This window comes from Roseateles sp. GW821-FHT03B02, from assembly GCF_059421025.1.
In genome coordinates this window covers 305,965-328,397 of the sequence record NZ_JBWKUV010000003.1, presented here as the reverse complement: position 1 = coordinate 328,397, position 22,433 = coordinate 305,965, and the positions used below count along the sequence as shown (strand labels likewise).

The following is a 22,433-nucleotide window of genomic DNA, read 5'->3' as shown; positions in this document are numbered from 1 at the left end:
GCGATGCGTCCCGCGCCCGACCTGGTCGAACGCGAGGACGCGCTGGGGCGGTTGCGTGCGGCGCTGGAGGGCGCGGCGCACGGGGGGCGCCTGGCCCTGGTCGCCGGCGAGGCCGGCATCGGCAAGACCAGCCTGCTGCGCGCGCTGGCAGCGCTGCAGGCCGCGCGCGGCGGCGCCGTCTGGTGGGGTGGCTGCGACGCGCTGGAGACCCCGCAGCCGCTGGCACCGCTGCTGGACATCGCGCGCGAGCTGCACCCTGCGTGGGCTGCCCTGCTGGAGGGGCCGCGCGCCGCGCTCTTCGAAGGCGTGCTGGCCGCGCTGCGTGCGCCGGGCGCGCCCACGCTGGTCGTCATCGAGGACACCCACTGGGCCGACGACGCCACGCTGGACCTGCTGAAATACCTCGGCCGCCGCATCGAGGCCTGCCACGCGCTGCTGGTGCTGAGCTACCGCGACGACGAGGTGGACGTCCGCCACCCGCTGCGCCGTGTGATCGGCGAACTGCCCGCCGCGGCGCTGACGCGGCTGGGCCTGCAGCGCTTGTCCGGTGCGGCGGTCGAGGCGTTGGCGCGGCGCGCCGGGCGGCCGCCAGGCGATCTGCACCGCATCAGCGGCGGCAACCCCTTCTTCGTGGCCGAGCTGCTGCGCGACGACGCCGAGCGGCCGGTGCCCGCCTCGGTCCAGGACCTGGTGCTGGCCCGCTTCGCGCGGCTGCCGGACGCCGCCCAGGCCCTGCTGCGGCTGGTGGCCATCGTGCCGGGCGCAACCGAGCGCTGGCTGGTCGACCACCTGCTGGCCCCGGCCTTGCCCGACCTGGAGGCGGCTCTGGCCAGCGGCCTGCTCGTCGCCCAGGGCCAGGCCCTGGCCTACCGCCACGAACTCGGCCGCGTGGCGGTCGAGTCGGCCCTGCCCGCGCCGGTGGCCCAGGCACTGCACGCCGACGTGCTGGCGGCGCTGCGGGACCGCGCCGATGCCGGCGCCGCGCGGCGGGTGCACCACGCGCTGGGCGCCGGCGACATCCCGGCCATCAGCCGCTTCGCCGCCGAGGCTGCGCGCCAGGCCCGCGAGCGCGGCGCCCACCGCGAGGCGGCGGCGCAGTGGCTGACCGCGCTGCGCCACGGCCGGCCCGCCGACGCCGCCGAGGAGGCAGCCTGGCTGGAGGCCTATGCCGGCGAGTGCCAGCTGACCGACCAACTCGACGCGGCCACCGTCACCCGCGAGCGGCTGGACACGCTGCTGCAGGGCGCGCCCGCGGCGCTCAACCTCAGCCGCATGGCCCTGCTGCATGTGCTGGCCCTGCGCAATGCCGAGGCCGAGGCCAGCAACCGCCGCGCGCTGGTGCTGCTCGAACCGCTGCCGCCCTGCGGCGAGCAGGCCTTCGCCTGGTGGGTGGACGCCCAGCTGCGCATGCTCAACCGCGACTGCCACGCCAGCGTCGACAGCGCCCGCCGCGCCCACGGTCTGGCGCTGGACACGGCCCGGGCCGAGACCGCCGTGGCCGCCCTCGGAACGCAGGGCGCGGCGACGCTGTTCATCGACTACCCCGCAGGCTGCCGGCTGCTGGAGCAGGCGCTGCGGCAGGCGCTCGACCAGGGCCTGGACTGGGTGGCCGCCAACTCCTACGTCAACCTCGGCTCGGGCTCCGGCGAGCTGATGCAGCTCGACGCCGCCGAGCGCTGGCTGGCCGAGGCGGTGCGCTTCGCCACCGAGCGCGAGATCGACTTCTACCGCCACTACGCCCTGGCCTGGTGGGCCCTGTGCCATCTGCGCCGCGGCCGCTGGGACGCCGCCGCGCGGCTGGCCGGCGAGGTGGCCGAGCGCGCCGGGCGGCACACCACCAGCCGCGTGATGGCGCTGGTGGCCCTGGGCCGGCTGCGCCTGCGCCGTGGCGACCCCGGCGTGGCCGAGGCCCTGGACGAAGCCCTGGCCCTGGCCGAAGCCTCGGGCACGCTGCAGCGCCTGGCGCCGGTGCGCGTGGCGCGCGCGGAAGCGGCCCTGGCGCGCGGCGATGCGGCGGCCGCCCGCGCCGAGGCCCGCGCAGTGCTCGGGCTGGCGCAGCAGCGCCAGCATGGCTGGTTCGAGGCCGAGCTGGTGCACGCGGCCTGGTGTGCCGGCGACGCGGGGCTGCCGGCGCTGCCGCCGCACACGCCCTACGCGCTGGAGGTGGCGGGCCGCTGGCAGGACGCCGCCGCCGCCTGGCTGGCGCTGGACTGCCCCTTCGATGCGGCGCGGGCGCTGGGCGCCGGTGACGCACAGGCGCAGCTCGACGCGCTGGGCCGGTTCGAGGCCCTCGGCGCCCGGCCCGCCGCCGACGCGCTGCGGGCGCGGCTGCGCGAGGCCGGCGTGCGCGGCCTGGCCCGCGGCGCCCGCCCGTCCACCCAGGCGCATCCGGCCGGCCTCACCCGCGCCGAGGCGGCCACCCTGGCCCTGATGGCCGAGGGCCTGCGCAATGCCGACATCGCCGCGCGGCTGCACCGCTCGGTGCGCACCGTCGACCACCACGTCGCGGCTGTGCTGGCCAAGCTGGGCGCGGCCTCGCGGCTGGAGGCCATTCGCCGCGCCGAGCAGGCGGGCTGGCTGGCCGGGCGCCAATCTGGGCAGGACGGCGACCCAGAATAGGCAAGCCTGCCGTCGCCGTCGCGGCGCGGCACGGGGATGCTTCGTGCCACGGTGGCAGCCGCCGCCGGCAACGCAAGGAGACCTCCATGCCCCGCTACCTCGTCGAACGCAGCTTCCCCCAAGGCCTGGCCATTCCCATCAACGCCGACGGCCGCAAGGCCATGGACGGCGTCATCGGCACCAACGCCGACCAGGGCGTCACCTGGGTGCACAGCTACGTGAACCCCGACCGCACGCAGACCTTCTGCATCTACGACGCCCCCACGCCCGAGGCCATCCGCCAGGTGGCCGAGCGCAACGGCCTGCCGGTCGGCCGCATCACCCAGGTCAGCGTGCTGGACCCCTACGCCTACGGCGCCTGAGCTCAGTCCAGCACGCGCCCGCGCCCCGCCTTGACGCCGCTGCGCTTGGCCTTGCCCTCCAGCCGGCGCTGCTGCGAGCCATAGGTGGGCCTGGTAGCGCGGCGCGCCTTGGGCACGTGGGCGGCGGCCTGCACCAGCTCGATCAGCCGCGCGACGGCGTCGGCGCGGTTGCGTTCCAGGCTGCGCGAGTCCTGGGCCTTGATGACGACGACGCCTTCCGAGCTGATGCGCTGGTCGGGCCAGCGCAGCAGCCGCGCCTTGACGTTCTCCGGCAGGCTGGATGCGCGGATGTCGAAGCGCAGGTGGACGGCGTTGGACACCTTGTTGACGTTCTGGCCGCCGGGGCCGCTGGCGCGAATGGCCTCGAAGACGAGCTCGTCGGGCCTCGGGTGCCAATTCATCTCAATCGCCAAGGCCGGCCGGGTTTGCGGGCCGAGCGCCGGGCCGCTCCCTAGCCGGCCCGCCCTGGCGAGGTGCTTGCCGGTCGATCCGGCAAGCATCGCCGCCCCCTCGGGGGACCGACCAAGGTACTCCTTGGGCGAGGGGTTTCATTTCAGGCACTGCGCACCGGCACGCGCGGCGCCACGGCGCACATCAGCTCGTAGCCGATGGTGCCGGCCGCCTGGGCCACCTCGTCGATGGGCAGTCGGCTGGCGTGCGGGCCTTCGCCCCACAGCGTCACCTCGCTGCCCCAGCCCGCGGCGGGCAGCGCGCTCAGGTCCACCGCCAGCATGTCCATGGACACGCGGCCCAGCGTGCGGCTCCTCGCGCCGTCGACGAGGATGGGCGTGCCCGTGGGCGCGTGGCGCGGGTAGCCGTCGGCATAGCCGCAAGCGACGATGCCGATTCGCATGGCCTGCTCGGCCGTGAAGGCGCTGCCGTAGCCGACGGTGTCGCCGGGCTGCAGGTGCTGCACGCCGATGACCTTGGAGCGCAGCGTCATCGCCGGGCGCAGATCCCAGTGGGCGGCGTCGTGCTCGGGGAAGTCGGGCACGCCGCCGTAGCTCATGATGCCAGCGCGCACCCAGTCGTTGGCGGTGCGTGCCGCGTGGCGCAGCGTGGCGGCGCTGTTGGCAATCGTGCGCTCGCCGGCCAGGCCCTCGGTGGCTGCGTCGTAGGCGGCCAGCTGGTGGGCAATGCCGTCCACGCCCTTGCGCGGCGCGTCGGCGTCGGAGAAGTGGGTCATCAGGCCGATCTCGTCGACCTGGGGCAGGGCGTCCAGCCGGGCGTAGGCGGCGCGGAAGGCGGCCGGCGTGAAGCCCAGGCGGTTCATGCCGGAGTTGAGCTTGAGGAACACGCGGTGCGGCTCGTGCGTCTTGTGCATGGCCAGCCAGTCGATCTGCTGCTCGCAGTGCACGGCATGCCAGAGCTTGAGGCGGGAGCACAGCTCCAGGTCGCGCGGCTCGAACACGCCTTCCAGCAGCAGGATGGGGCCGCGCCAGTCCAGCGCACGCAGCCGCTCGGCCTCGGCTAGGTCCAGCAGCGCGAAGCCGTCGGCGGCGCGCAGCCCCTCGAAGGCCCGCTCGATGCCATGACCATAGGCATTGGCCTTGACGACGGCCCAGACGCGGGCGTTCGGGGCCAGCACGCGGGCGCGGCCGAGGTTGTGCGCGAGGGCGTCGGTGTGGATCAGGGCTTCGATGGGGCGGGGCATGGCGGCATTTTGCGCGCGCCGGCAGCCCCGGGTTGCTGAAGGTTGCGCGTGCTATAAACCCGCGCCGCACCCCGTTAATCGGCCTACAAGCAGAGACAGTCCAGGATCGCGCCCCGCCCGATGAAACGCGGCTTCTACACCATCATGTCGGCGCAGTTCTTCAGCTCGCTGGCTGACAACGCGCTGTTCGTCGCCGCCGTCGAGCTGCTGCGCTCCTCCGGTGCCGCCGAGTGGCAGCGCGCCGCCCTGGTGCCGATGTTCGCGCTGTTCTACGTCGTGCTCGCGCCCTTCGTCGGCGCCTTCGCCGACGCGGTGCCCAAGGGCAAGGTCATGTTCTTCTCGAACAGCATCAAGGTGGTGGGCTGCCTGATGATGCTGTTCGGCGCCCACCCGCTGGCGGCCTACGCCATCGTCGGGCTGGGCGCCGCGGCCTACTCGCCGGCCAAGTACGGCATCCTGACCGAGCTGCTGCCGCCCTCGCAGCTCGTCAAGGCCAACGGCTGGATCGAGGGCCTGACCATCGCGTCCATCATCCTCGGCGTGCTGCTGGGCGGCCAGCTGATCGGCGACCGCATCTCGCACATGCTGCTGATGGTGGACCTGCCCATGGTCGACACCGGCATCGACACGCCGCCCGAGGCGGCCATCGCCAGCCTCGTCGGCCTGTACGTGCTGGCGGCGCTGTTCAACCTGCGCATCCCGCGCACGGCCGCGCCGCTGCAGCCGTTCGCGCACAGCATCCTGGGCCTGGTGCGCGACTTCTCGTCGTGCAACAGCAGGCTCTGGCAGGACAAGCTGGGCCAGATCTCGCTGGCGACGACGACGCTGTTCTGGGGCGTGAGCGGCAACCTGCGCTACATCGTGCTGGCCTGGGCCGCGGCGGCGCTGGGCTACGGCACGACGCAGGCGTCCTCGCTGGTGGGCGTCGTGGCCATCGGCACGGCGGTTGGCGCCGTCGTCGCCTCGGCCTACTGCCGGCTGGACCGCGCCACGTCCGTCATCCCGCTGGGCATTGCCATGGGCCTGCTGGTCATCTTCATGAACTTCATCCAGAACGTGTGGCTGGCGGCGCCCTTCCTGATCCTGCTGGGCGGCATCGGCGGCTACCTGGTCGTGCCGATGAATGCGCTGCTGCAGCACCGTGGCCACAACCTGATGGGAGCGGGCCGCAGCATTGCCGTGCAGAACTTCAATGAGCAGGCCTGCATCCTGGGCCTGGGCGCCTTCTACACGGCCATGACGCGCTTCGGCCTGTCGGCCTTCGGCGCCATCACCATCTTCGGTGTCGTCGTCGCCGGCACGATGTGGTGGATCCGGCGCTGGCACCAGCGCAACCTCGTCGAGTACAAGGACGAGGTCGAGCATCTGCTCGACCTGGCCCGCACCGATCATCTCCCGCAGGACCGCTGAGCGGTCCCGGCGAGCTCAGCTGCTGGATGAGCTGCTGCCGCGGCCCTTGCGGCCGGTGGGGACTGGGATCAGGTGCTTGCCTTCCAGCACCATCTCGATGTGCTCGCTCCAGGCGCGTGCGATCTTGAAGCAGCCGCTGTGGTTGAGGTGGATCTCGTTGTGCCAGTCGCCGCTGATGCCGGTGGAGCCCGGCGCGGCCAGCGCCAGAGGCACGGCCGTCGAGTCGAAGACGAAGAGGCCGGGGAAGACCTCCTTGTCGGCCGCCATGCCCTTGAGCAGCTGGGCCAGGTGGAAGACCATCAGCCGGCTCACTGCCGCCCAGTCGGCGCTCGGTACGCCGTAGGCCTTCAGCGCCGGGAAGAGCCAGGGGCCGCTGGCGCCCAGGTCGTCGCCGCCCTCGGCGCCCGCCGGGCGCGGCATGGGCACGGCATAGCAGTGCATGAAGACGGGCTTGCCCGCCGATGGGCCCTGGTTGCGCAGGCTCAGCAGATGCTTGACGTTGGCGCGCAGGTAGTCGGAATAGGTCGCCCAGCCGGGCTCCGAGAAATAGCGTGCGACGCCGGCCGACGGCGGGCCCCATTCGGTCTGGCGGCGCAGCAGGCGCAGCTCCAGCGGGATGGGCTCGCCGTTCCAGTTCTGCGCCGGCGTGCGCGCGGCGGCGATCAGGTCATTGCCGCCGACGGACAGCAGCACGCCGTCCCAGGCCGGCGCGTCCGGGCCGGCCAGCAGGCGCACGAAGTCGGGGCTGGACTCCAGGTCCACCATGTGCGAGAGCGCATTGCCGGTGCCTGCGCAGTTCACGGCCGCCGTGGCGGACTTGAAGACCAGTTCCTGTAGCAGGTTGGCGTGGGCGTTGAGCTTGGCGCGGGCGTTGGAGAACCATGAATCCCCCTGCGCCAGCAGCTTCCAGCGAAAAGCGCCGAAATCGGGCGGGGTGCGTCCGGCGAGATCTGCCGGGGTGAAGCAAGCCAGGTGATCCATGAAACGTGGGTGATCCGAAGTTGCTGACCGGAAGCCGAGCCCCGGGATGGCGGCTTCGCTGAGTTCGCGCGATTGGAAGGCCAGCCGCGCGCCGGCCGCCATGCTACAAACCCTCGGAGCGCCGGCGTTAGCATGGTGGCCGCCTTTCTAGGGAGCACCCATGAGCGAAAGCGTCTTCGACTTCCAGGCCGTCTCCATCCGCGGCGAGCCGGCCGACCTGGCCTCGCAGCGCGGCAAGGTGCTGCTCGTCGTCAACACGGCCAGCGAATGCGGTTTCACGCCGCAGTTCAAGGGCCTGGAGCAGCTCTGGGAGGACTACGGCCCCAAGGGCCTGGTCGTCATCGGCTTCCCGAGCAACGAATTCGGCGGCCAGGACCCGGGCAGCAACGACCAGATCGCGTCCTTTTGCGAGCTGAACTACGGCGTCAGCTTCCCGATGATGGCCAAGATCAAGGTCAACGGTGCCGAGGCGCATCCGCTGTGGAAGTTCCTGAAGAGCGAGAAGCCGGGCTTCCTCGGCACCGAGGCGATCAAGTGGAACTTCACCAAGTTCCTCATCGGCCGCGATGGCCAGGTCATCAAGCGCTACGCGCCCAACGACCCGCCGGAGAAGCTGCGCGGTGACATCGAGGCGGCGCTGGCTTCCTGAGGCCGCGTCCGCACGCTCGATGGGCTTGATCTCCACCCGGCGCGGCTGCCTGCTGCTGCCGCTGCTGATCGGGTATCCGCCCCTGCTGGCCCAGCCCCGTGTGTTGCGGGTGGTGGGGAGTGCCGACCCGCCCTACCGGCTGTTCCGGCCCGATGGCGCGGGCGGCCTCTACTACGAGCTGCTCAACGAGGCCGCGCGTCGCCTGGGCTGGCCGGTGCGCTACCAGGAGGTGCCGTCGGCGCGGGCGCTGCGCATGATGGAGGTGGGCGAGGCCGACCTGATGATGGGGCCGCTGCGCACGCCGGAGCGCGAGACCTTCCTGAGCTACGGCCAGATCCAGCTGCCGGCCGAGGACAAGGCTTTCTACACCCTGCCCCAGGCGGCGCCGGTGCGCCGACTGGAGGACCTGCTCGGCCGGCGCATCGTGGCCCAGCGCGGCAAGCGCTATGGCGCCATCCTGCACGGCAACCCGCAGCTGGCGCTGACCGAGGTCAACGACTACCGGAGCGCCCTGGAGATGGTGGCCCGGGGCCGCGTGGACGTGGCCGTGCTGCCCGAGCGCCAGGGCGACCTGCTGCTGAAGGAGACCCCGATGGGCCTGGTCAAGCAGCCCTGGCGGCTGCCCGGCGAGCTGTCGCACGTCGTGCTGTCGCGCCGCTCGCCCTGGCTGGCGCGCCAGGCGGAACTGGAGCAGGCCTTCCAGTCCATGCGCGAGGACGGCAGCTGGCAGGCCATCCTCGCGCGCTACCGTTAGCTGGCGGCGGCCGTCACACCGCCTGCGGCCGCCACAGCCAGCGGCCCCGGCCGCGCCTGACCTGGCCGGTCGCCTCGGCCGTGGCCAACAGCTCGTTGGCCGTCTGCCGCGACACATGGGCCAGCCGCGCCAGCTCGGCCTGGGTCGCCGCCACCTCCAGCCAGCCGTCGCCGGCCGGACGGCCGCGCTCGCGGGCCAGCTGGGCCAGCGCCAGCGCGAAGCGCTCCGCCGCCCCCTGGTGGCGGGCCGCCTGCAGCAGGCGTAGCGTGCCGTCGTAGCGGCGCGCGAACTCGGTCAGCAGCGCGCGGGCGAAGCCGGGCACCTCGTCCATCAGCCGCCGATAGGCCTCGCGGCCGAACACCAGCACCTCGCTGGCACCGCGCGCCACGGCCTCGTACTCCGCCGGCTGCCCGGCCGCGAAGGCGGCGAGGCCGAACAGCCGTGGCGGACCGACGTTCTCGATGACCGAGACCGTGCCGTCCGCGCCGGTGAAGCGCGTCTCGAACTCGCCGGCCGCGACGGCATAGAAGGCGGTCGTCCGCTGGCCCTGCACGAACAGACTGCGCCCGTCGGCCAGGCACCGCCGCGCGATGACGGCGGCGATGTCGGCCGGCAGCGCGATGCCGGGGAAATGGGTATCGAAGACGCGCTGCAGGGCCGGGTCGACGGGCATGGCCGCATTGTCGGCTGGCCGACACAGGCGGTGGCCGGCCCGGCCTAAGCTGGCGCCATGGACACCACCGATCTTGCCGAGCTGCTGCGTCGCTTCGGCCGCGAGGAAAGCCGCCAGGAACCGCTCTATGCCGCGCTGTGCGAAGCGGCCGCGGCAGACGGCCGCGCGCTGGCCCTGCTGGGCGAGGCACCGCCCGAGCAGCGCAAGGCCAACCTGCTGCTGGCCGCGCTGCACGAACGCGTGCTGGCCGGCGCTGCGCCCGAGCTGGCGACCTACTACCCCAGCGCCGGCGGCGACCGCCCGGCGGACGCCGGCCTGGCCACCGCGCTGTCGGCCTGCCTGGCGCGCGAATGGGAGACGCTGGTGCGGCATCTGCGCCAGGGCGCGACCCAGACCAACGAGGTCGCACGCGGCGCCGCGCTGTGGCCGGCGCTGGGCGTGGCCGCCCGCGCGACCGGCGCGCAGCGCCTGGCCCTGCTGGACTTCGGCTGCAGCGCCGGCCTTAACCTCGGTGTGGACCGGCTCGCGCTGCGCTATCGCAGCCGCGACGGCGTCTGCCACGACCGCGGCGCGGCCCGCGACGGCCGGGCGGCGGAGGTCGATGCGCTGTGGCTGGGCGACGCCGCGCCGCCGCAGGCCGACTGGGAGCTGGCGCTGCGCCACGGGCTGGATCCGGCGCCCGTCGACATCGACGACCCCGCCGGCCTGCGCTGGCTGCAGGCCTGCCTGTGGCCGCAGGACGGCGCCCGCCGCGAGCGCCTGGCCCGGGCGGCGGCCCGTCTGCGCGAGCTGCCGGTCCGCATCGAGCAGTCCGCGGATTGCACCGCCGCCATCGAGCCCTGGCTGGCGGGCCTGCCCCGCGGCGTGCAGCCGGTGCTGCTGACGAGCTGGGTGCTGTACTACCTGAGCGCCGCCGAACTGGCCCGGCTGCGCGCCACGGTCGACCGGCTGGCTCTGAGCCATGGGCTGGCCTGGGTCTGCGGCGAACTGCCGGCCCTCAGCGCCCGGGATCCTGAGCCGCCATCGCTGCCCGCGCTGCCCGCCGGCGAATCCGCGGCATCGGCGACGCTGTGGACGCTGCGCCGGCGCGCGGCCGGCCGCGTCTTCGAGCATGCCTTGGGCTGGAGCCATCCGCACGGGCGCTGGGTGGCCTGGTCAGGCTGAGTCGCCGCGCTGAACGAGGCTGGCCCGGAAGCCCCGCGCGCCGGCCGTCGGCGAGGCCAGCTCCAGCCGTGCGCCCGACTGCTCGGCGATGCGCTGCGCCAGGCGCAGGCCGAGGTGGCCCTCCAGACGCTCGGGTGGCCGGCGCGGCCCTGCCAGGGCTTGGCGCAGGTGATCGAGGGCGGGCGCGGCCAGGCCCGGCCCGTCGTCCTCGACGTCGATGCGTCCCACGCCGACCCGGACCTCGACCCGGGCCTCTGGCCCGCCGTGGCGCAGGCCGTTCTCGACCAGGTTGCGCAGCGCGATGCCGAGGGCGTCGAGATCGGCCTGCCAGGGCGGTGGTGGCGGCGTGTCGACGATCAGCCGGGCCCGCGCGGTGCCGCGCTCGCTGTGCAGCTCGTCGAGCACCAGCCGGGCCAGCCAGGCGGGGTCGACCGCCTCGCGGTGCAGGGCCACGCCGGCTTCCACGCGGGCCAGCTGCAGCAGCCGTGTCGCCAGGCGCTCCATGCGGTCGAGCTGGCCGATCAGTGCCAGCAGGCGCGGCAGGCCGGCATGGCCCGCCGGCCAGTCGGCCTGCAGCAGCTGGGCCTGGGCGCGGGCCGCGGCCAGCGGCGTGCGCAGCTCATGCGCCAGATGGCCGGCGCTCTCGCGCTCGGCCAGCACCAGCTGCTGCAGGCGCTCGCGCATCGCATCGGCCGCCTGCAGTAGCGGCTGCAACTCGGCCGGCACGCCGCCCAGCGGCACCGGCGCGCTGCCCTCGCGCAGTTCGCGCAGCGCCGGTTGCAGCGAGCGGAAAGCCCGCCGCAGCAGCAGATGCAGGCCCCAGGTGGCCAGCGGCAGGGCAAGCGCGAGCGGCATCAGCAGCCACAGGCAGGCTTCCCACACGACCTCGCGGCGGTGGGCCAGCGTCTCGGCGACGAGGACGCGGCTGCCACTGCCGTCGACGACGGCGACGCGCCAGTCGCCATGCTCGACGATGCCGGCCGCTGCCGCAGACGCCAGCGGCTCGCCCGGCGCCAGGTGGGAGCGCAGCAGCACCCGGCCGTTGCGGTCGAAGACCTGGTAGACCACATGCTCCTGATGGCGGCCGAAGCCCTGCGGCGCCAGCGTCGCCGGGTCACGCGCGGCCAGCACGAAGGCGGCCGGCGGCAGGGCGGCGAGATGCTGGCCGGTCTCGACCAGGGCGTCGTCCAGCACCTCGTCGGTTTCCTCGCGCACCGCCCACAGCGCCGCGCCGCTGCCCAGCAGCCACAGCCCCAGCCACAGCAGCGCGACCTGGCGGCGCAGCCGCGCCTCCAGCCGCCAGCTGGGCGTGGCGTCAGGGTTCAAAGCGGTAGCCCAGGCCGCGGTGGGTGCTGATGTGGTCGGCACCGAGCTTGCGGCGCAGCCGCGAGACGATGACCTCCAGTGTGTTGCTCTGGCTGTCCTGCTTCTGCACCGGCTCGGTCCAGGCCTCCAGCCGGTCGCGCTCGACGATGCGCCCGGGCGAGCCGGCCAGCGCGGCCAGCACCGCCCATTCCATCGCTGTCAGGTCGACCGCCTCGCCGCCGCGCAGCAGGCGGCGCCGGCCCAGGTCCAGCTCCAGCCCGCCGCGCAAGTGCAGCAGCGCGCGGGCCGGCTGGCGCCGCGCCAGGGCGTCGACGCGGGCGAGCAGTTCCTGCAGGTCGAAGGGCTTGACGAGGTAGTCGTCGGCGCCGGCGCGCAGGCCGCGCACCCGCTCGCTGACGGCGTCGCGCGCCGTCAGCACCAGCACGGGCCAGGTGTGGCCGGCCGCACGCCACTCGCTCAGCAGAGCCAGGCCATCCGCGTCGGGCAGGCCCAGGTCCAGCAGCACGATGAGGCTGGCCGGCGCCTGCATGGCCCAGGCGCGTGCCGCAGCGGCGTTGCGGCACCAGTGCGGTTGGCGCCCGGCGCGCGCGAGGCTGTCGCGCACGGCCTGGCCCAGCACCTCGTCATCTTCGACCAGCAGGATGGGCATGGCCCATCATCGCGCCCGAGTCAGCCGCGAAGCTGACGCCGGCGCCAGGCCGCCAGCGCGCCGAGTCCCAGGGCCATCAGGCCGGCGGAGGGCGCCTCGGGTACGGCGGCCACCGGGTTGCCGTTCAGGTTCAGCGCCACGTTCTGGGCGCCGAGGAAGTCGCCAATCTCGCCGGCGTCCGGGTGGCTGTCGCCGAGCAGCGGCTTGGCCTCGTGGTTCGCGGGGTCGAAGGCGCCGGTGTAGGCATAGAACTCGTAGCGGCGCAGCACGGCCTCCTTGCCCGCGCCGACCTCGGCGGCGCCGCCGTTCTCCAGCGCACCGGCGGCCGGGTTGCCGGGGTCGGTCTGCAGCAGCTGCCACTCGATCTCGGTGTGCTGCCTGGCCTGGCCGACCTTGGCGTTCTCGCCCATCAGATCCTCCAGGCCGACCTTGTCCTCCAGCTCGGTCGAATAGACCTTGACCCACATCGGCGTGCCGAACTGCGGCTCGGGCGTCTCCGGCGGCGCGGGCGCCTGGATGCGCGCGACGACCACCGGCGGCGCCCCGATCACCGGCGACGGCGTGACCTGCCACTGCGGCGCCGGCAACGCGGCGACCAGCGGCATCAGCACGCCGGGGCCGGACGCGACCAGCCAGCTGTAGGTCGTCTTGGTCGGGCTGCCAACGTGGCCGACGCCGAAATGGTCGCAGGGCGTGGTGGGGCCGTAGGCGATGTTGCCGCCGCTCCAGCAGCTCTCGCCGGGCGTGCTGAACACGCCGCTGGGCGTGCCGGTGCTCCAGACGCCGGCGGCGAAGCTGGCCTGGTAGGTCACGCGCACGCCGAACAGGGCGCCGTTGGTGTAGGCGCTCAGCACCGGTGCGCCGTAGCGCTCGACCGTGCTCGGGAAGCCGCGGCCGGGGCCGCCGAAGGTGTCGGTGATGTCGGACAGGTGCAGGCCTTCGAGCTCGATCTCGAAGCCGTGCGCCTCCTGGCCGGTGTTGTTGACGACATCGAAGTTGCCGAGGGTGCCGATGACCTGGGCGGGCGCCAGCAGCGGGGCGAGCAGCAGGGCGGCCAAGGCGCGGGTGGGATGCATGCGGGTCTCCTCAAACGGCGGGACGACCAGCCTCGCGCGCCGACGTGAACCCAAGCTGAACCGGCCTGCTGCTGTCCCGGGCTCGGGGGACGGCGCCGCCCTGCCGATAATCCGGGCTTCCAACGCTGACCCGCCCATCACCATGTTCCAGCACGTCGATGCCTACGCAGGCGATCCCATCCTGAGCCTCAACGAGGCCTTCCAGAAGGACCCCCGCGCCGGCAAGATCAACCTGTCCATCGGCATCTACTTCGACAACGAAGGCCGCATCCCGATGCTGGCGTCGGTGCGCGCTGCCGAGCTGGCCGTTGTCGAGGCCGCCGGCCCGCGTCCCTACCTGCCGATGGAGGGCGCGGCCAACTTCCGCAGCGCCGTGCAGGCCCTGCTGTTCGGCGCCGACCACCCCGCCATCGCCGCCGGCCGCATCGCCACCATCCAGGGCGTGGGCTCCAGCGGCGGCCTCAAGGTGGGCGCCGACCTGCTCAAGCGCTACTTCCCCGACAGCAAGATCTACCTGTCCGATCCGACCTGGGACAACCACCGCGCTGTCTTCGAGGGCTCGGGCCATGTCTGCGAGACCTACCCCTACTACGACCCCGCCACCGGGGGCGTGCGCTTCGATGACCTGCTGGCCTGCTTCAAGGCCCTGCCGGCGCGCAGCGTCGTGCTGATGCACGCCTGCTGCCACAACCCCACCGGCGTGGACCTGACGCCCGACCAGTGGCGCGCGCTCGTGCCCGTCATCCGCGAGCGCCAGCTGCTGCCCTTCCTGGACCTGGCCTACCAGGGCTATGGCGACGGCATCGAGGAAGACGCCTTCGCGCCGCGCCTGCTGGCCGACGCGGGCCTGGCCTTCCTCATCGCCAACAGCTTCTCCAAGAGCATGAGCCTGTACGGCGAGCGCTGCGGCGCCCTGAGCGTCGTCTGCCCCGACGCCGACCAGGCCGCGCGCGTGCTGGGCCAGATGAAGTTCATGATCCGCCGCAACTACTCCAACCCGCCCATGCACGGCGGCCAGATCGTTGCCAAGGTGCTGACCGACCCCAGGCTGCGCGCGATGTGGGAGGCCGAGGTGGCCGAGATGCGCGAGCGCATCCAGTCCATGCGCCGCGAACTGCACCGCGTGCTCGTCGCCAAGCTGCCGGGCCGCAACTTCGACTACTTCCTGACCCAGCGCGGCATGTTCAGCTACACCGGCCTCACGGCGGAGCAGGCCGAGCGGCTGAAGGCCGAGTTCGGCGTCTATATCCTGCGCTCGGGGCGCATGTGCGTGGCCGGCCTGAACACGCGCAACGTCGAAGCCACGGCCGAGGCCATGGCCGCTGTGCTGGCGGGTTGACCCCTAGGAAAGACCGGGCGCCATAACGCCCGGTGATGGCCGCAGCCGCCGCTTTCATTGGCAGCGGCTGCCCACCCTCCTTACCCTGCCGGCTGGTGACATGGCCCAGGGGCAGGATGAAGCATTGCGTGGTGATCGGCGGTGGCGTGGTGGGCTTGACCACCGCCTGGGCGCTGCTGGAGCGGGGCCATGGCGTGACGCTGGTGGAGCGCGAGCCCGAGGTGGCCCGGGGCGCCAGCCGCGCCAACGGCGGCCAGCTCAGTTACCGCTACGTCTCGCCGCTGGCCGATGCCGGCGTGCCGCTGAAGGCGCTGCGCTGGCTACTCGACCCCGACGGCCCGCTGCGCTTCACGCCCGAGGCGCGCTGGGCGCAGTGGTCCTGGCTGATCGCCTTCCTGCGCAATTGCCGCGGGCCGGTCAACCGCCGCGCCACCGAGCGCCTGCTGGCCCTGGGGGCCTACAGCCAGGCCTCGTTCGCGCGGCTGCAGGCCGAGGCCCGGCTGGGCGATGCCATCGCGCTGCGCACGCCGGGCAAGCTCGTCGTCTACCGCAAGCCGGCCGAGTTCGCCCGGGTGGCTGCGCGCGTACGGGGAAGCGGCGTCGAGCAGGCCCTGTCGCATGACGACTGCGTGGCGCTGGAGCCCGCGCTGGCCGACACCCGATCCACGCTGGCCGGCGGCATCTTCACGCCCGGCGAGGCGGTGGCCGACTGCCACGCCTTCTGCGCCGAGCTGCACGCGCGGCTGCTCCAGCACGCGGGATTCCGCGGCCGGCTGGGTGCGCCGGTGCAGGGCTTTGTGCGCGATGTCCAGGGCCGCGTGACCGGCGTGCGCACGGCCGAGGGCGAGGTCGCAGCCGATGCCGTCATCCTCGCCGCCGGCCTGCACAGCCGCGCGCTCGCGGCCGGCGCCGGCGTCGAGCTGCCCATCTACCCTCTCAAGGGCTACAGCCTCACCGCGCCCATCAACGGCGCGCACCGCCCGCCCGAGGTCAGCGTGACGGACTTCGAGAAGAAGATCCTCTACGCCCGCATCGGCAGCGAGCTGCGCGTGGCCGCCATGGTGGACCTCGTCGGCGACGACGACAGCCTGGACGCGGGGCGCCTCGCCTCGCTGCAGCGCTCCGTGCGCGCCACCTTCCCGAACGCCGCCGACTACGACCGCGCCGTGCCCTGGGCCGGGCTGCGACCCGCCACGCCCAGCGGCGCACCCATCCTCGGCGCCAGCGGCGTGCCCGGGCTGTGGCTCAATGTCGGCCATGGCGCGCTGGGCTTCACCTTCTCCTTCGCGACGGCCAACATCGTGGCCGAGCTCGTCAGCGGCCGGGCCAGCCCCCTGCCGCTGGACGGACTGACGCTGTGACGGCCGACGATCTCGCCGAGGCGCTTCGCGCGGCCGTGCTGGCGCAGCGCTTCGAGACCACGCCCGACAAGCTTCAGGGCGGCGCGCCGCTGGGCTGGCATCCGGGCATCGACCTGGCCGTCGTCGTGTTCCCGCGCGGTGCGGCACCGGTGGGCGCCAACGTGCTGTTCTCGCGCGAGCACCCGCAAGGCCTTGTGGCCCGCTTCGACGGCGAGTTCGGTGCCGTCGCCGACATCGGCTTCCACGCCGACGTGCGCGACGCCGCGGGCGACTCCTGCGCCTGGCTGCCCGGCGCGGACTGGTCGCGCATCGAATTCCCGCACTGGTTCGGCCAGGGCCCGCGTTTCGTCGCACCGTATCCGGCCTCGCTGCTGAAGACGATGGTGGCCGTCGGCGTGGGGCTGCTGGTGGACGGCGGCCGCAGCGACTGGGCGCTGCCGCTGGCCCACGCCGGCCAGACGCGGCCGGTCGGCGACTGGCTGTTCGACATGATCACGATCAGCAGCAACGAGGCCACCTCGGCGCTGGTGGCTCACCTGCACGCGCGCGGCGCCGTCCGGCGCGAAGGGGGCCGCGAGGTGCACAACGAGATGCACGCGCTGTTCGCCGCCCACGGCTTGCCAGGCCTGATGATCGCCAACACCCAGCCCGACGGCGGCTGGGGCAATGCGGCGGGCTCGGGCGTGGGGCAGATCCAGATGACGGCCTGGGACGCACTGCGGCTGATGTGGCGGCTGGATGTCGACGCGCCCGCCCTCGCCGGCAATGCGGCGGCCCTCGTCAGCCCCGCCAGCCGCGACGTCATCCGCCGTGCGCTGGACGCGCAGAAGCTGCACCACAACCTCAGCAGCGAATCGCTGCGCGCGCTGCCCGGCTGGGGGCCGGGCATCCCGTCGCCCCCGGCTCGTTTCGCGCACAAGACCGGCAACACGCAGAACTACGGCAGCGACGCCGGCATCGTGCACGACGGCGAACTGCACTACCTGATCGCCGTGATCACCAGCCTCGGCAGCCGCTACGCACCGCATCCCGAGGCCTCGACCACCTGGAAGCTGCCGGCCCTGGGCGGCGCTGTTCATGCATGGCTGAAGTCGAATTCCTGATCCCGCCGCTGCGCCCGGGTGCCGGCATCGCCGTCATCGCCCCGGCCGGGCCGCCCAAGCCGGGGCGGATCGATCCCGTCGAAAGCTGGCTGCGCGAGCGCGGCTACGTGCCCACGCTGTTGCCGAGCTGCTTCGGGCCGCCGCCGCTGGACTTTCTCGCCGCGCCGGACGCCGTGCGCCTGGCTGACGTTCACGTCGCTTTCGGCGATCCGCGGTTCGACGCCGTGCTCGCGCTGCGCGGCGGCTCGGGCTGCATCCGGCTGCTCGACGGCATCGACCTTGCCTTGCTGTCGTCGAGCCCCAGGCTGCTGATCGGCTACAGCGACCTGACCGTGCTGCACGCGCTGCGCACCCGCGCCGGCATTCCGTCGCTGCACGCGCCGATGCCGGCCAGCGACTGGGGCCTGCCCGGCGCCCGGCCCGACACCGACGCGCTGTTCGACCGCCTGGCCCGCGGCTGGCGCGCGGGTGACGTCGTCGGCCAGGCCGCGCCGCATGCCCTCAGCCATGGTGGTGCGGCGCGCGGCCGGCTGATCGGCGGCAACCTCGCGATGTTCTGCGCGCTGCTCGGCACGCCGTATCTGCCCGCGGCGGATGGCGCGCTGCTCTTCGTCGAGGACATCAGCGAGGAGCCCTACCGCGTGGACCGCATGCTGAGCCAGCTGCGCCTGGCCGGCGCGCTGGACCGCATCGCCGGCCTGCTGGTCGGCAGCTTCAGCGGTGCCGAATCGCCGGACGCCGTGCTGGCCGACCATCTGCCCCGCCTGCGGTGCCCGGTGCTGGCCGGCTGGCCCTCGGGCCACGGCCAGCCCAACCGGCCGCTGCCGCTGGGCGTCATGGCCGAGATGGATGCGGCGGCGGGCACGCTGACCCTCATCTGAAACACCGGCCTCTCGACTGCGAAGCCGGCGAAGACGAGGGGGGCGAGAACGCGCCGTCAGGCATGTCGTGCCTCGCGCCGGTGGGGCCGCCGCGAGGCACAACGCGCCACGCCCGGCAAAAAAGAAGGTTCATCGCCGATCTCCGGGGAACGCTGCACGGATCTTGAGGAAGAAGTAGTCGTCGTCGCGATAGCCGTAGGCCATACGTTTGATGACCTTGATCTTGTTGTTGATGCCCTCCACCAAGTTCGTTCCGAGCGGCCAGCGACAGTGCGAGAGGATCCCAGGTAAGTAGTTCTTGAGACTGCGGGCGAAGGCCTTGAGGGGTTCGATGCGACTGCTCATTGCGCGGTGGTGCCACTGCTTCCAGAAGCGCTCGGCGTAGCCGCTGTGGCGGTAGTCCCAGAGCGACTTGAGATCGTCCTTCATCACGTAGACGGTGAAGAGCGCTTTGTTTATGGCGAGCAACTCGCGCAGCCGGATCCGGTCTTCGGGCCGAGTCACGTTCTCGGCGTTGCGCGCCAACAGCCAACGCGCACTCTTGACCAGCTTGCGTGCCGGTTTGTCTTGCCGCAGACGGTTGGCCTCATCGACGCGAACCCGGTCGACGACCTGGCGACCGTACTTGGCCACGACGTGGAACAGGTCGTAGACGATCTCCGCATTGGGACACTGCGCCTGCACTTGCAGCGCGTAGCCGGCGTTCATGTCCATCGCGACAGCCTGCAGCGCAGCTCGGCCTTCAGTTCCCAACAGTTCGAAGAACGGACGCACATCCGCTCGTCCCCGTCCCAGGCCCAGCCACAGCACGCGCTTGCGGTAGGGCTCGACGATGACCGTGGCGTAGCGGTGGCCCTTGTGGATCGCGAACTCGTCCATCGCGATCACGCGAACACCTTGAAGGTCGACCGGACCCAGTTCGCGCTCCAGATGACGTTTGTCGATGCGTTTGACCGTCGTCCAGGCCAGCCCATAGAACTGCGCCACATGGCGGATCGACATTAGCTTGCACAGCTGGGCCACGCTGTCGGCCAAACGCACCGTAACCCGCGCATAGGGCTCCAGCCAAGAGAGCTGTTCCAGCTTGGGACCACAGCGCGGGCAAAGCACGCGCACCCGCGGCACGACCAGCTCAATCGGAATGCCGAAGATAGGTAAGTCCCGCACCCGCCGCTCTTGCAGATCGTGAACCGCTGCGACCCACTCGCCGCACCCGCTGCAACAGTGCCTCGCCGACTTGATGGAACGCAGGCGTATGACGCACCAGCTCAAGCCGGCGCGGCGTACGTCATCATCGCTCTCAATCTCATAGCCTTCCCAGGCTCCAAGGCGGGAAATACACTGGGATGCGGCCATGGCTGCCCCCTGCAAAGCTGAGTCTCGACAACTTCAACTTAGCAGGTGTGGCACCAGGCCGCGTCCTATTGGTCCCCGGACATCGGCGAAGAACCAAAAAGAAGCCCCACCGAGGTGGGGCCGTGAATGCCGGCGTCCGCCGCCGGCAGGGAGTCAGACGGTCCTCAGCCGATCACCAGAACTTGTAGTTCACGGTGAAGGTGTAGGCACGGCCGCGCGGGTCGGCCACGCGGGGTTCCCACGAGCTGCCGGCGCCGGTGTTGCCGTCGTAGGCGGCCGAGAACGGCGGGTCGTCGTTCAGCAGGTTCTTGATGCCGAAGGTCAGGCCCAGGTTCTTGATGCCGGTGTAGCTGATGCTGGTGTTGTAGGTGATGTACTTGGCCACGTTGGGCTTCCAGTCCGGCGGCGTGATGCTGCCGTTGGCCACGCCGGGAAGCTGGGCGTCCTTGTAGCCGGCGCGCCAGAGCTGCTGGAACATGCCGCTCCAGTCGCCCTCGGCGTAGACGAAGGTTGCCGAGTGCTTCCAGCGCAGGCCCAGGTCGCCGGCGCGGGTGAACACGCCGATCTCGCTGGCACCCATGGGCGCGCTGGTGATCAGGCGCGAGCGCTTGTCGAGCAGATAGCTGCCTTCCAGCTTGGCCGTCAGGCGGCCGGCGCCCATCATCGTCGTGCCGCTCAGCGACAGGTCCACACCCTTGGTGATGGTCTCGCCGGCGTTGACGTTGCGGTTGTCGATGGCCTGCAGCGTGCCCGAGGCGTCGCGGATGAAGTTGTCCGGGAACAGCGTGTAGTTCTTCACCAGGTCAGACAGCGAGACGGCCTGGATGGTGCCGGTCTTGCGGATCTGCCACCAGTCGGCGCCCAGCGCCACGTCGGCAACGGGCGACCAGACGAAGCCCCAGGTCCATTGCCTGCTCTTCTCCGGGCCCAGCTCGGGCTTGCCGCCGGTCAGGATGTTGGGCGTGATGGACTCGCAGCCCGGCTTGGTCGGGTCGACGACGCCGCCGGCGCACTTGCCCGGGTCCACCAGGTCCTTGCCGGCGTAGGTGGAGACCGTGATGCCGTTGAAGAGCTGGTTGAAGGTCGGCACGCGGAAGCCGCGGCTGGTGGAGGCGCGCACCAGCAGCTGCTCGAAGGGCTGGTAGCGCAGCGAGAACTTCGGGTTGGTGGTGCCGCCGAAGCCGGTGTAGCTGTCGTGGCGCACGGCGCCGCTGGCCTCCAGGCCCTTGACGATGGGCACCAGCACTTCGCCGAACACGGCCTTGATGTCGCGCTTGACGGTGTCCAGCGTGTTCACGCTGTCGAAGGGGGCGTTGAAGATGGCGGCCTGCGTGACCAGGTCGGTCGCGTTGCCGTTGAACTTGTAGCGCTCGTTGCGGATGTCGGTGCCGACGGCGGCCATGACGTCGCCGGCCGGCAGCTTGAAGACCGGGCCGCTGGCCGTGAAGTCGGCCTGGCGCAGCGTGAACTTGCCGCCGTACAGCGTGACGCCGTCGGCGCGCACGCTGTCCAGCGCGGTCATCGCGGCGGCGGACTGCGAGCCGTCGGCCGAGAAGGGGTTCAGCGTGCCGTTGTTGATGAGGGCCGCGAAGGGCTTGCCGTAGAAATAGCCGTGCTTGAGCAGCGAGGTTGTGTCGCTGGTGGCCTGCGAGGCGCCGACCTTGTAGTCCCAGCCGCCGAACAGCGGGCCCTCGGCGCCCACCAGCATGCGCTGGGTCTTGGCCGTCGTCTCGATCTCGCGGTTGCCGCAGGGCATGCAGCGCCAGCGCATCGCCAGCGGCAGGCCGCGGTTCTTCTCCAGCGTCGGGAAGGTGGTGGCCAGCGCGTTGAAGACCGTGTTGTAGGCCTCGCCGGTGCTCGGGTAGGCCAGGTTGAAGAAGGGGTTGGTGCTGGAGGTGGAGCTGGAGATCTGGTTGGGCGAGAAGCTCTTGTCGGTGACGACATGGGCGCCGACGAACTCGGCGAAGACCTGGTGCTCGCCCAGGGCCAGCGTGCCGCGCAGCACGGCGTTGGTGGACTTGACGGGCTGCTGCAGTACGGCGGCGCGGCCGGTGTCCCAGGCGCAGCCCCACTTGGCAGACGGCGTGGCCCACAGCACCTCGTCGTACGCCGCCTGGCCGGGCACGGACGAGCAGCCGGCCTGGCCGGGCAGGTCCAGCACGTTGATGCCGTTCATCGCGACCGTCGTGCCGGGTTGGATGGGGCCCGTGCTGCGGCCGGTGGTGTTGAGGTTGTCGCGGCTCAGCGCGTTGTAGAGGCTGTTGATCGCGAAGACGGTGGCATAGGGCGTGCCGCGCGTGTCCACCGACAGGCCGCGGCTGGGCTGGAAGGTGTTGACGAAGTCGCGCTGGTCGCCGCGCAGCATCTTGGCGTCGCTGAACGACAGCGAGGCCAGCACGTTGAAGCGGTCGTTCGCGAGGTTGCCGAAGCCGCCCGTCAGCTTCACGCGGTTGATGGCGCCGCCGCCGGCCTCGGTCACGTCGGTGAAGGCCTGGGCCTCCAGGCCGCTGAAGTCCTTGCGCAGGATGAAGTTGATGACGCCGCCGATGGCGTCGGTGCCGTAGATGGCGGAGGCGCCGTCCTTCAGCACCTCCACGCGCTCGACGGCGGAGAACGGGATCTGCTGCAGGTCCACGACCCCGCCGTTCAGCCCGTGGGCGGCGACGCGCCGGCCGTTCAGCAGGATGAGGGTGCTGGCCGCGCCCTGGCCACGCAGGTTGGCCGAGGAGGCGCCGTTGTTGCCGCGGGCCTGGCCGGCCACCACGTCGGCGTTGGAGGCCAGGTTGTCCAGGCCGTTGCCGTTGACGCTCAGCGTGCTGATCAGCTGCTCGGCCGACACGATGCCCTGGCGCTCGATGTCCTTGCGCGAGATGACCTGCAGGGGCAGGGCACCCTCGTCCTTGAGGCGCTTGATGCTGGAGCCCGTGACCTCCACGCGCTCCAGCTTCGTGCCCTCGGACTGGGCCAGCGCGGCGCCGGCGTGAGCGGCCAGCCCCAGCACGGCCAGCTTTGCCACAAGACGGTTCAACTTCATCGCAACGACTCCTCTTGGATTCAACTGCCGATCATGTTCGCC

19 protein-coding genes are annotated in these 22,433 nt (G+C 72.1%); 10 read left to right on the top strand and 9 right to left on the bottom strand.

All coding sequences use genetic code 11. The annotated features are described in order from the left end of the window. The first annotated feature begins 3 nt into the window (after positions 1-3). The gene (locus tag AC07VX_RS11265) at positions 4-2,619 is read left to right on the top strand and encodes an ATP-binding protein (protein ID WP_493164817.1); all 2,616 of its coding nucleotides are present in this window, start codon (positions 4-6) and stop codon (positions 2,617-2,619) included. Between the two features lie 86 nt (positions 2,620-2,705). Next, the gene (locus AC07VX_RS11260; RefSeq protein WP_493164816.1) at positions 2,706-2,981 is read left to right on the top strand and encodes a DUF4242 domain-containing protein; all 276 of its coding nucleotides are present in this window, start codon (positions 2,706-2,708) and stop codon (positions 2,979-2,981) included. A 2-nt stretch (positions 2,982-2,983) separates the two neighbouring features. Here AC07VX_RS11260 and arfB read toward each other — a convergent pair whose 3' ends face one another. Then, positions 2,984-3,382 carry an alternative ribosome rescue aminoacyl-tRNA hydrolase ArfB gene (gene arfB, locus AC07VX_RS11255; protein ID WP_493164815.1) on the bottom strand — a complete coding sequence of 133 codons (399 nt, stop codon included), beginning with the start codon at positions 3,380-3,382 and terminating at the stop codon, positions 2,984-2,986. 152 nt (positions 3,383-3,534) lie between these two features. Beyond that, positions 3,535-4,635 (bottom strand): alanine racemase, encoded by a 1,101-nt coding sequence (gene alr / locus AC07VX_RS11250; protein WP_493164814.1) that lies wholly within the window; start codon positions 4,633-4,635, stop codon positions 3,535-3,537. 120 nt (positions 4,636-4,755) lie between these two features. Between alr and lplT the strand changes: the two genes are divergently transcribed. After that, positions 4,756-6,045: a lysophospholipid transporter LplT gene (lplT, locus tag AC07VX_RS11245; RefSeq protein WP_493164813.1), complete on the top strand. Its 1,290-nt coding sequence runs from the start codon at positions 4,756-4,758 to the stop codon at positions 6,043-6,045. Positions 6,046-6,060: 15 nt separating this feature from the next. Here the strand turns inward: lplT and AC07VX_RS11240 are convergent, their stop codons facing one another. Continuing rightward, on the bottom strand, positions 6,061-7,026 hold the full coding sequence (locus AC07VX_RS11240; protein ID WP_493164812.1) for a hypothetical protein: 966 nt from the start codon (positions 7,024-7,026) through the stop codon (positions 6,061-6,063). A gap of 160 nt (positions 7,027-7,186) precedes the next feature. On the opposite strand from AC07VX_RS11240, the gene AC07VX_RS11235 reads away from it, so the two are divergent. After that, on the top strand, positions 7,187-7,675 hold the full coding sequence (locus AC07VX_RS11235; RefSeq protein WP_493164811.1) for a glutathione peroxidase: 489 nt from the start codon (positions 7,187-7,189) through the stop codon (positions 7,673-7,675). A gap of 19 nt (positions 7,676-7,694) precedes the next feature. Then, positions 7,695-8,429: a substrate-binding periplasmic protein gene (locus AC07VX_RS11230; protein WP_493164810.1), complete on the top strand. Its 735-nt coding sequence runs from the start codon at positions 7,695-7,697 to the stop codon at positions 8,427-8,429. A 13-nt stretch (positions 8,430-8,442) separates the two neighbouring features. On the opposite strand, the gene AC07VX_RS11225 is transcribed toward AC07VX_RS11230, so the two are convergent. Further along, positions 8,443-9,102, bottom strand: coding sequence for a Crp/Fnr family transcriptional regulator (locus tag AC07VX_RS11225; protein ID WP_493164809.1), 660 nt, complete (start codon positions 9,100-9,102; stop codon positions 8,443-8,445). A 57-nt stretch (positions 9,103-9,159) separates the two neighbouring features. Here AC07VX_RS11225 and AC07VX_RS11220 point away from each other — a divergent pair, with 57 nt between their 5' ends. Continuing rightward, the gene (locus AC07VX_RS11220; protein ID WP_493164808.1) at positions 9,160-10,266 is read left to right on the top strand and encodes a DUF2332 family protein; all 1,107 of its coding nucleotides are present in this window, start codon (positions 9,160-9,162) and stop codon (positions 10,264-10,266) included. On the opposite strand, the gene AC07VX_RS11215 is transcribed toward AC07VX_RS11220, so the two are convergent. The 3 genes from AC07VX_RS11215 to AC07VX_RS11205 are packed head-to-tail and all read right to left on the bottom strand — an operon-like array spanning position 10,258 to position 13,317. Continuing rightward, positions 10,258-11,592 carry a sensor histidine kinase gene (locus AC07VX_RS11215; protein ID WP_493164807.1) on the bottom strand — a complete coding sequence of 445 codons (1,335 nt, stop codon included), beginning with the start codon at positions 11,590-11,592 and terminating at the stop codon, positions 10,258-10,260. The genes AC07VX_RS11220 and AC07VX_RS11215 overlap by 9 nt on opposite strands. Then, positions 11,582-12,241: a response regulator gene (locus AC07VX_RS11210; RefSeq protein ID WP_493164806.1), complete on the bottom strand. Its 660-nt coding sequence runs from the start codon at positions 12,239-12,241 to the stop codon at positions 11,582-11,584. The genes AC07VX_RS11215 and AC07VX_RS11210 overlap by 11 nt, the downstream gene beginning before the upstream one ends. A gap of 20 nt (positions 12,242-12,261) precedes the next feature. Next, entirely contained in the window at positions 12,262-13,317 is a 1,056-nt protein-coding gene (locus AC07VX_RS11205; protein ID WP_493164805.1) for a PEP-CTERM sorting domain-containing protein, read from the bottom strand. A 142-nt stretch (positions 13,318-13,459) separates the two neighbouring features. Here AC07VX_RS11205 and AC07VX_RS11200 point away from each other — a divergent pair, with 142 nt between their 5' ends. From AC07VX_RS11200 to AC07VX_RS11185, 4 genes are all read left to right on the top strand, one after another. After that, entirely contained in the window at positions 13,460-14,656 is a 1,197-nt protein-coding gene (locus AC07VX_RS11200) for an amino acid aminotransferase (protein ID WP_493164804.1), read from the top strand. Between the two features lie 116 nt (positions 14,657-14,772). Further along, positions 14,773-16,017, top strand: coding sequence for a D-amino acid dehydrogenase (locus tag AC07VX_RS11195; RefSeq protein WP_493164803.1), 1,245 nt, complete (start codon positions 14,773-14,775; stop codon positions 16,015-16,017). Further along, positions 16,014-17,120 carry a serine hydrolase gene (locus AC07VX_RS11190; RefSeq protein ID WP_493164802.1) on the top strand — a complete coding sequence of 369 codons (1,107 nt, stop codon included), beginning with the start codon at positions 16,014-16,016 and terminating at the stop codon, positions 17,118-17,120. The genes AC07VX_RS11195 and AC07VX_RS11190 overlap by 4 nt, the downstream gene beginning before the upstream one ends. Beyond that, positions 17,099-18,001 carry a S66 peptidase family protein gene (locus AC07VX_RS11185; RefSeq protein WP_493164801.1) on the top strand — a complete coding sequence of 301 codons (903 nt, stop codon included), beginning with the start codon at positions 17,099-17,101 and terminating at the stop codon, positions 17,999-18,001. The genes AC07VX_RS11190 and AC07VX_RS11185 overlap by 22 nt, the downstream gene beginning before the upstream one ends. Before the next feature lie 129 nt (positions 18,002-18,130). Here the strand turns inward: AC07VX_RS11185 and AC07VX_RS11180 are convergent, their stop codons facing one another. Both AC07VX_RS11180 and AC07VX_RS11175 read right to left on the bottom strand, forming a co-directional pair. Beyond that, the gene (locus tag AC07VX_RS11180) at positions 18,131-19,357 is read right to left on the bottom strand and encodes an ISL3 family transposase (RefSeq protein WP_493164800.1); all 1,227 of its coding nucleotides are present in this window, start codon (positions 19,355-19,357) and stop codon (positions 18,131-18,133) included. A gap of 172 nt (positions 19,358-19,529) precedes the next feature. Beyond that, positions 19,530-22,391: a TonB-dependent receptor domain-containing protein gene (locus AC07VX_RS11175; protein ID WP_493164799.1), complete on the bottom strand. Its 2,862-nt coding sequence runs from the start codon at positions 22,389-22,391 to the stop codon at positions 19,530-19,532. Between the last annotated feature and the right edge of the window lie 42 nt (positions 22,392-22,433).

Excerpts from the sequence above, each read along its gene's own strand:
- AC07VX_RS11185 (WP_493164801.1), top strand. The coding sequence starts at position 17,099 with ATGGCTGAAGTCGAATTCCTGATCCCGCCGCTGCGCCCGGGTGCCGGC.
- arfB (WP_493164815.1), bottom strand. The coding sequence starts at position 3,382 with ATGAATTGGCACCCGAGGCCCGACGAGCTCGTCTTCGAGGCCATTCGC.
- AC07VX_RS11210 (WP_493164806.1), bottom strand. The coding sequence starts at position 12,241 with ATGCCCATCCTGCTGGTCGAAGATGACGAGGTGCTGGGCCAGGCCGTG.
- AC07VX_RS11180 (WP_493164800.1), bottom strand. The coding sequence starts at position 19,357 with ATGGCCGCATCCCAGTGTATTTCCCGCCTTGGAGCCTGGGAAGGCTAT.
- AC07VX_RS11195 (WP_493164803.1), top strand. The coding sequence starts at position 14,773 with ATGAAGCATTGCGTGGTGATCGGCGGTGGCGTGGTGGGCTTGACCACC.
- lplT (WP_493164813.1), top strand. The coding sequence starts at position 4,756 with ATGAAACGCGGCTTCTACACCATCATGTCGGCGCAGTTCTTCAGCTCG.
- alr (WP_493164814.1), bottom strand. The coding sequence starts at position 4,635 with ATGCCCCGCCCCATCGAAGCCCTGATCCACACCGACGCCCTCGCGCAC.
- AC07VX_RS11235 (WP_493164811.1), top strand. The coding sequence starts at position 7,187 with ATGAGCGAAAGCGTCTTCGACTTCCAGGCCGTCTCCATCCGCGGCGAG.
- AC07VX_RS11175 (WP_493164799.1), bottom strand. The coding sequence starts at position 22,391 with ATGAAGTTGAACCGTCTTGTGGCAAAGCTGGCCGTGCTGGGGCTGGCC.
- AC07VX_RS11205 (WP_493164805.1), bottom strand. The coding sequence starts at position 13,317 with ATGCATCCCACCCGCGCCTTGGCCGCCCTGCTGCTCGCCCCGCTGCTG.
- AC07VX_RS11265 (WP_493164817.1), top strand. The coding sequence starts at position 4 with ATGCGTCCCGCGCCCGACCTGGTCGAACGCGAGGACGCGCTGGGGCGG.
- AC07VX_RS11200 (WP_493164804.1), top strand. The coding sequence starts at position 13,460 with ATGTTCCAGCACGTCGATGCCTACGCAGGCGATCCCATCCTGAGCCTC.
- AC07VX_RS11260 (WP_493164816.1), top strand. The coding sequence starts at position 2,706 with ATGCCCCGCTACCTCGTCGAACGCAGCTTCCCCCAAGGCCTGGCCATT.
- AC07VX_RS11225 (WP_493164809.1), bottom strand. The coding sequence starts at position 9,102 with ATGCCCGTCGACCCGGCCCTGCAGCGCGTCTTCGATACCCATTTCCCC.
- AC07VX_RS11240 (WP_493164812.1), bottom strand. The coding sequence starts at position 7,026 with ATGGATCACCTGGCTTGCTTCACCCCGGCAGATCTCGCCGGACGCACC.
- AC07VX_RS11230 (WP_493164810.1), top strand. The coding sequence starts at position 7,695 with ATGGGCTTGATCTCCACCCGGCGCGGCTGCCTGCTGCTGCCGCTGCTG.
- AC07VX_RS11220 (WP_493164808.1), top strand. The coding sequence starts at position 9,160 with ATGGACACCACCGATCTTGCCGAGCTGCTGCGTCGCTTCGGCCGCGAG.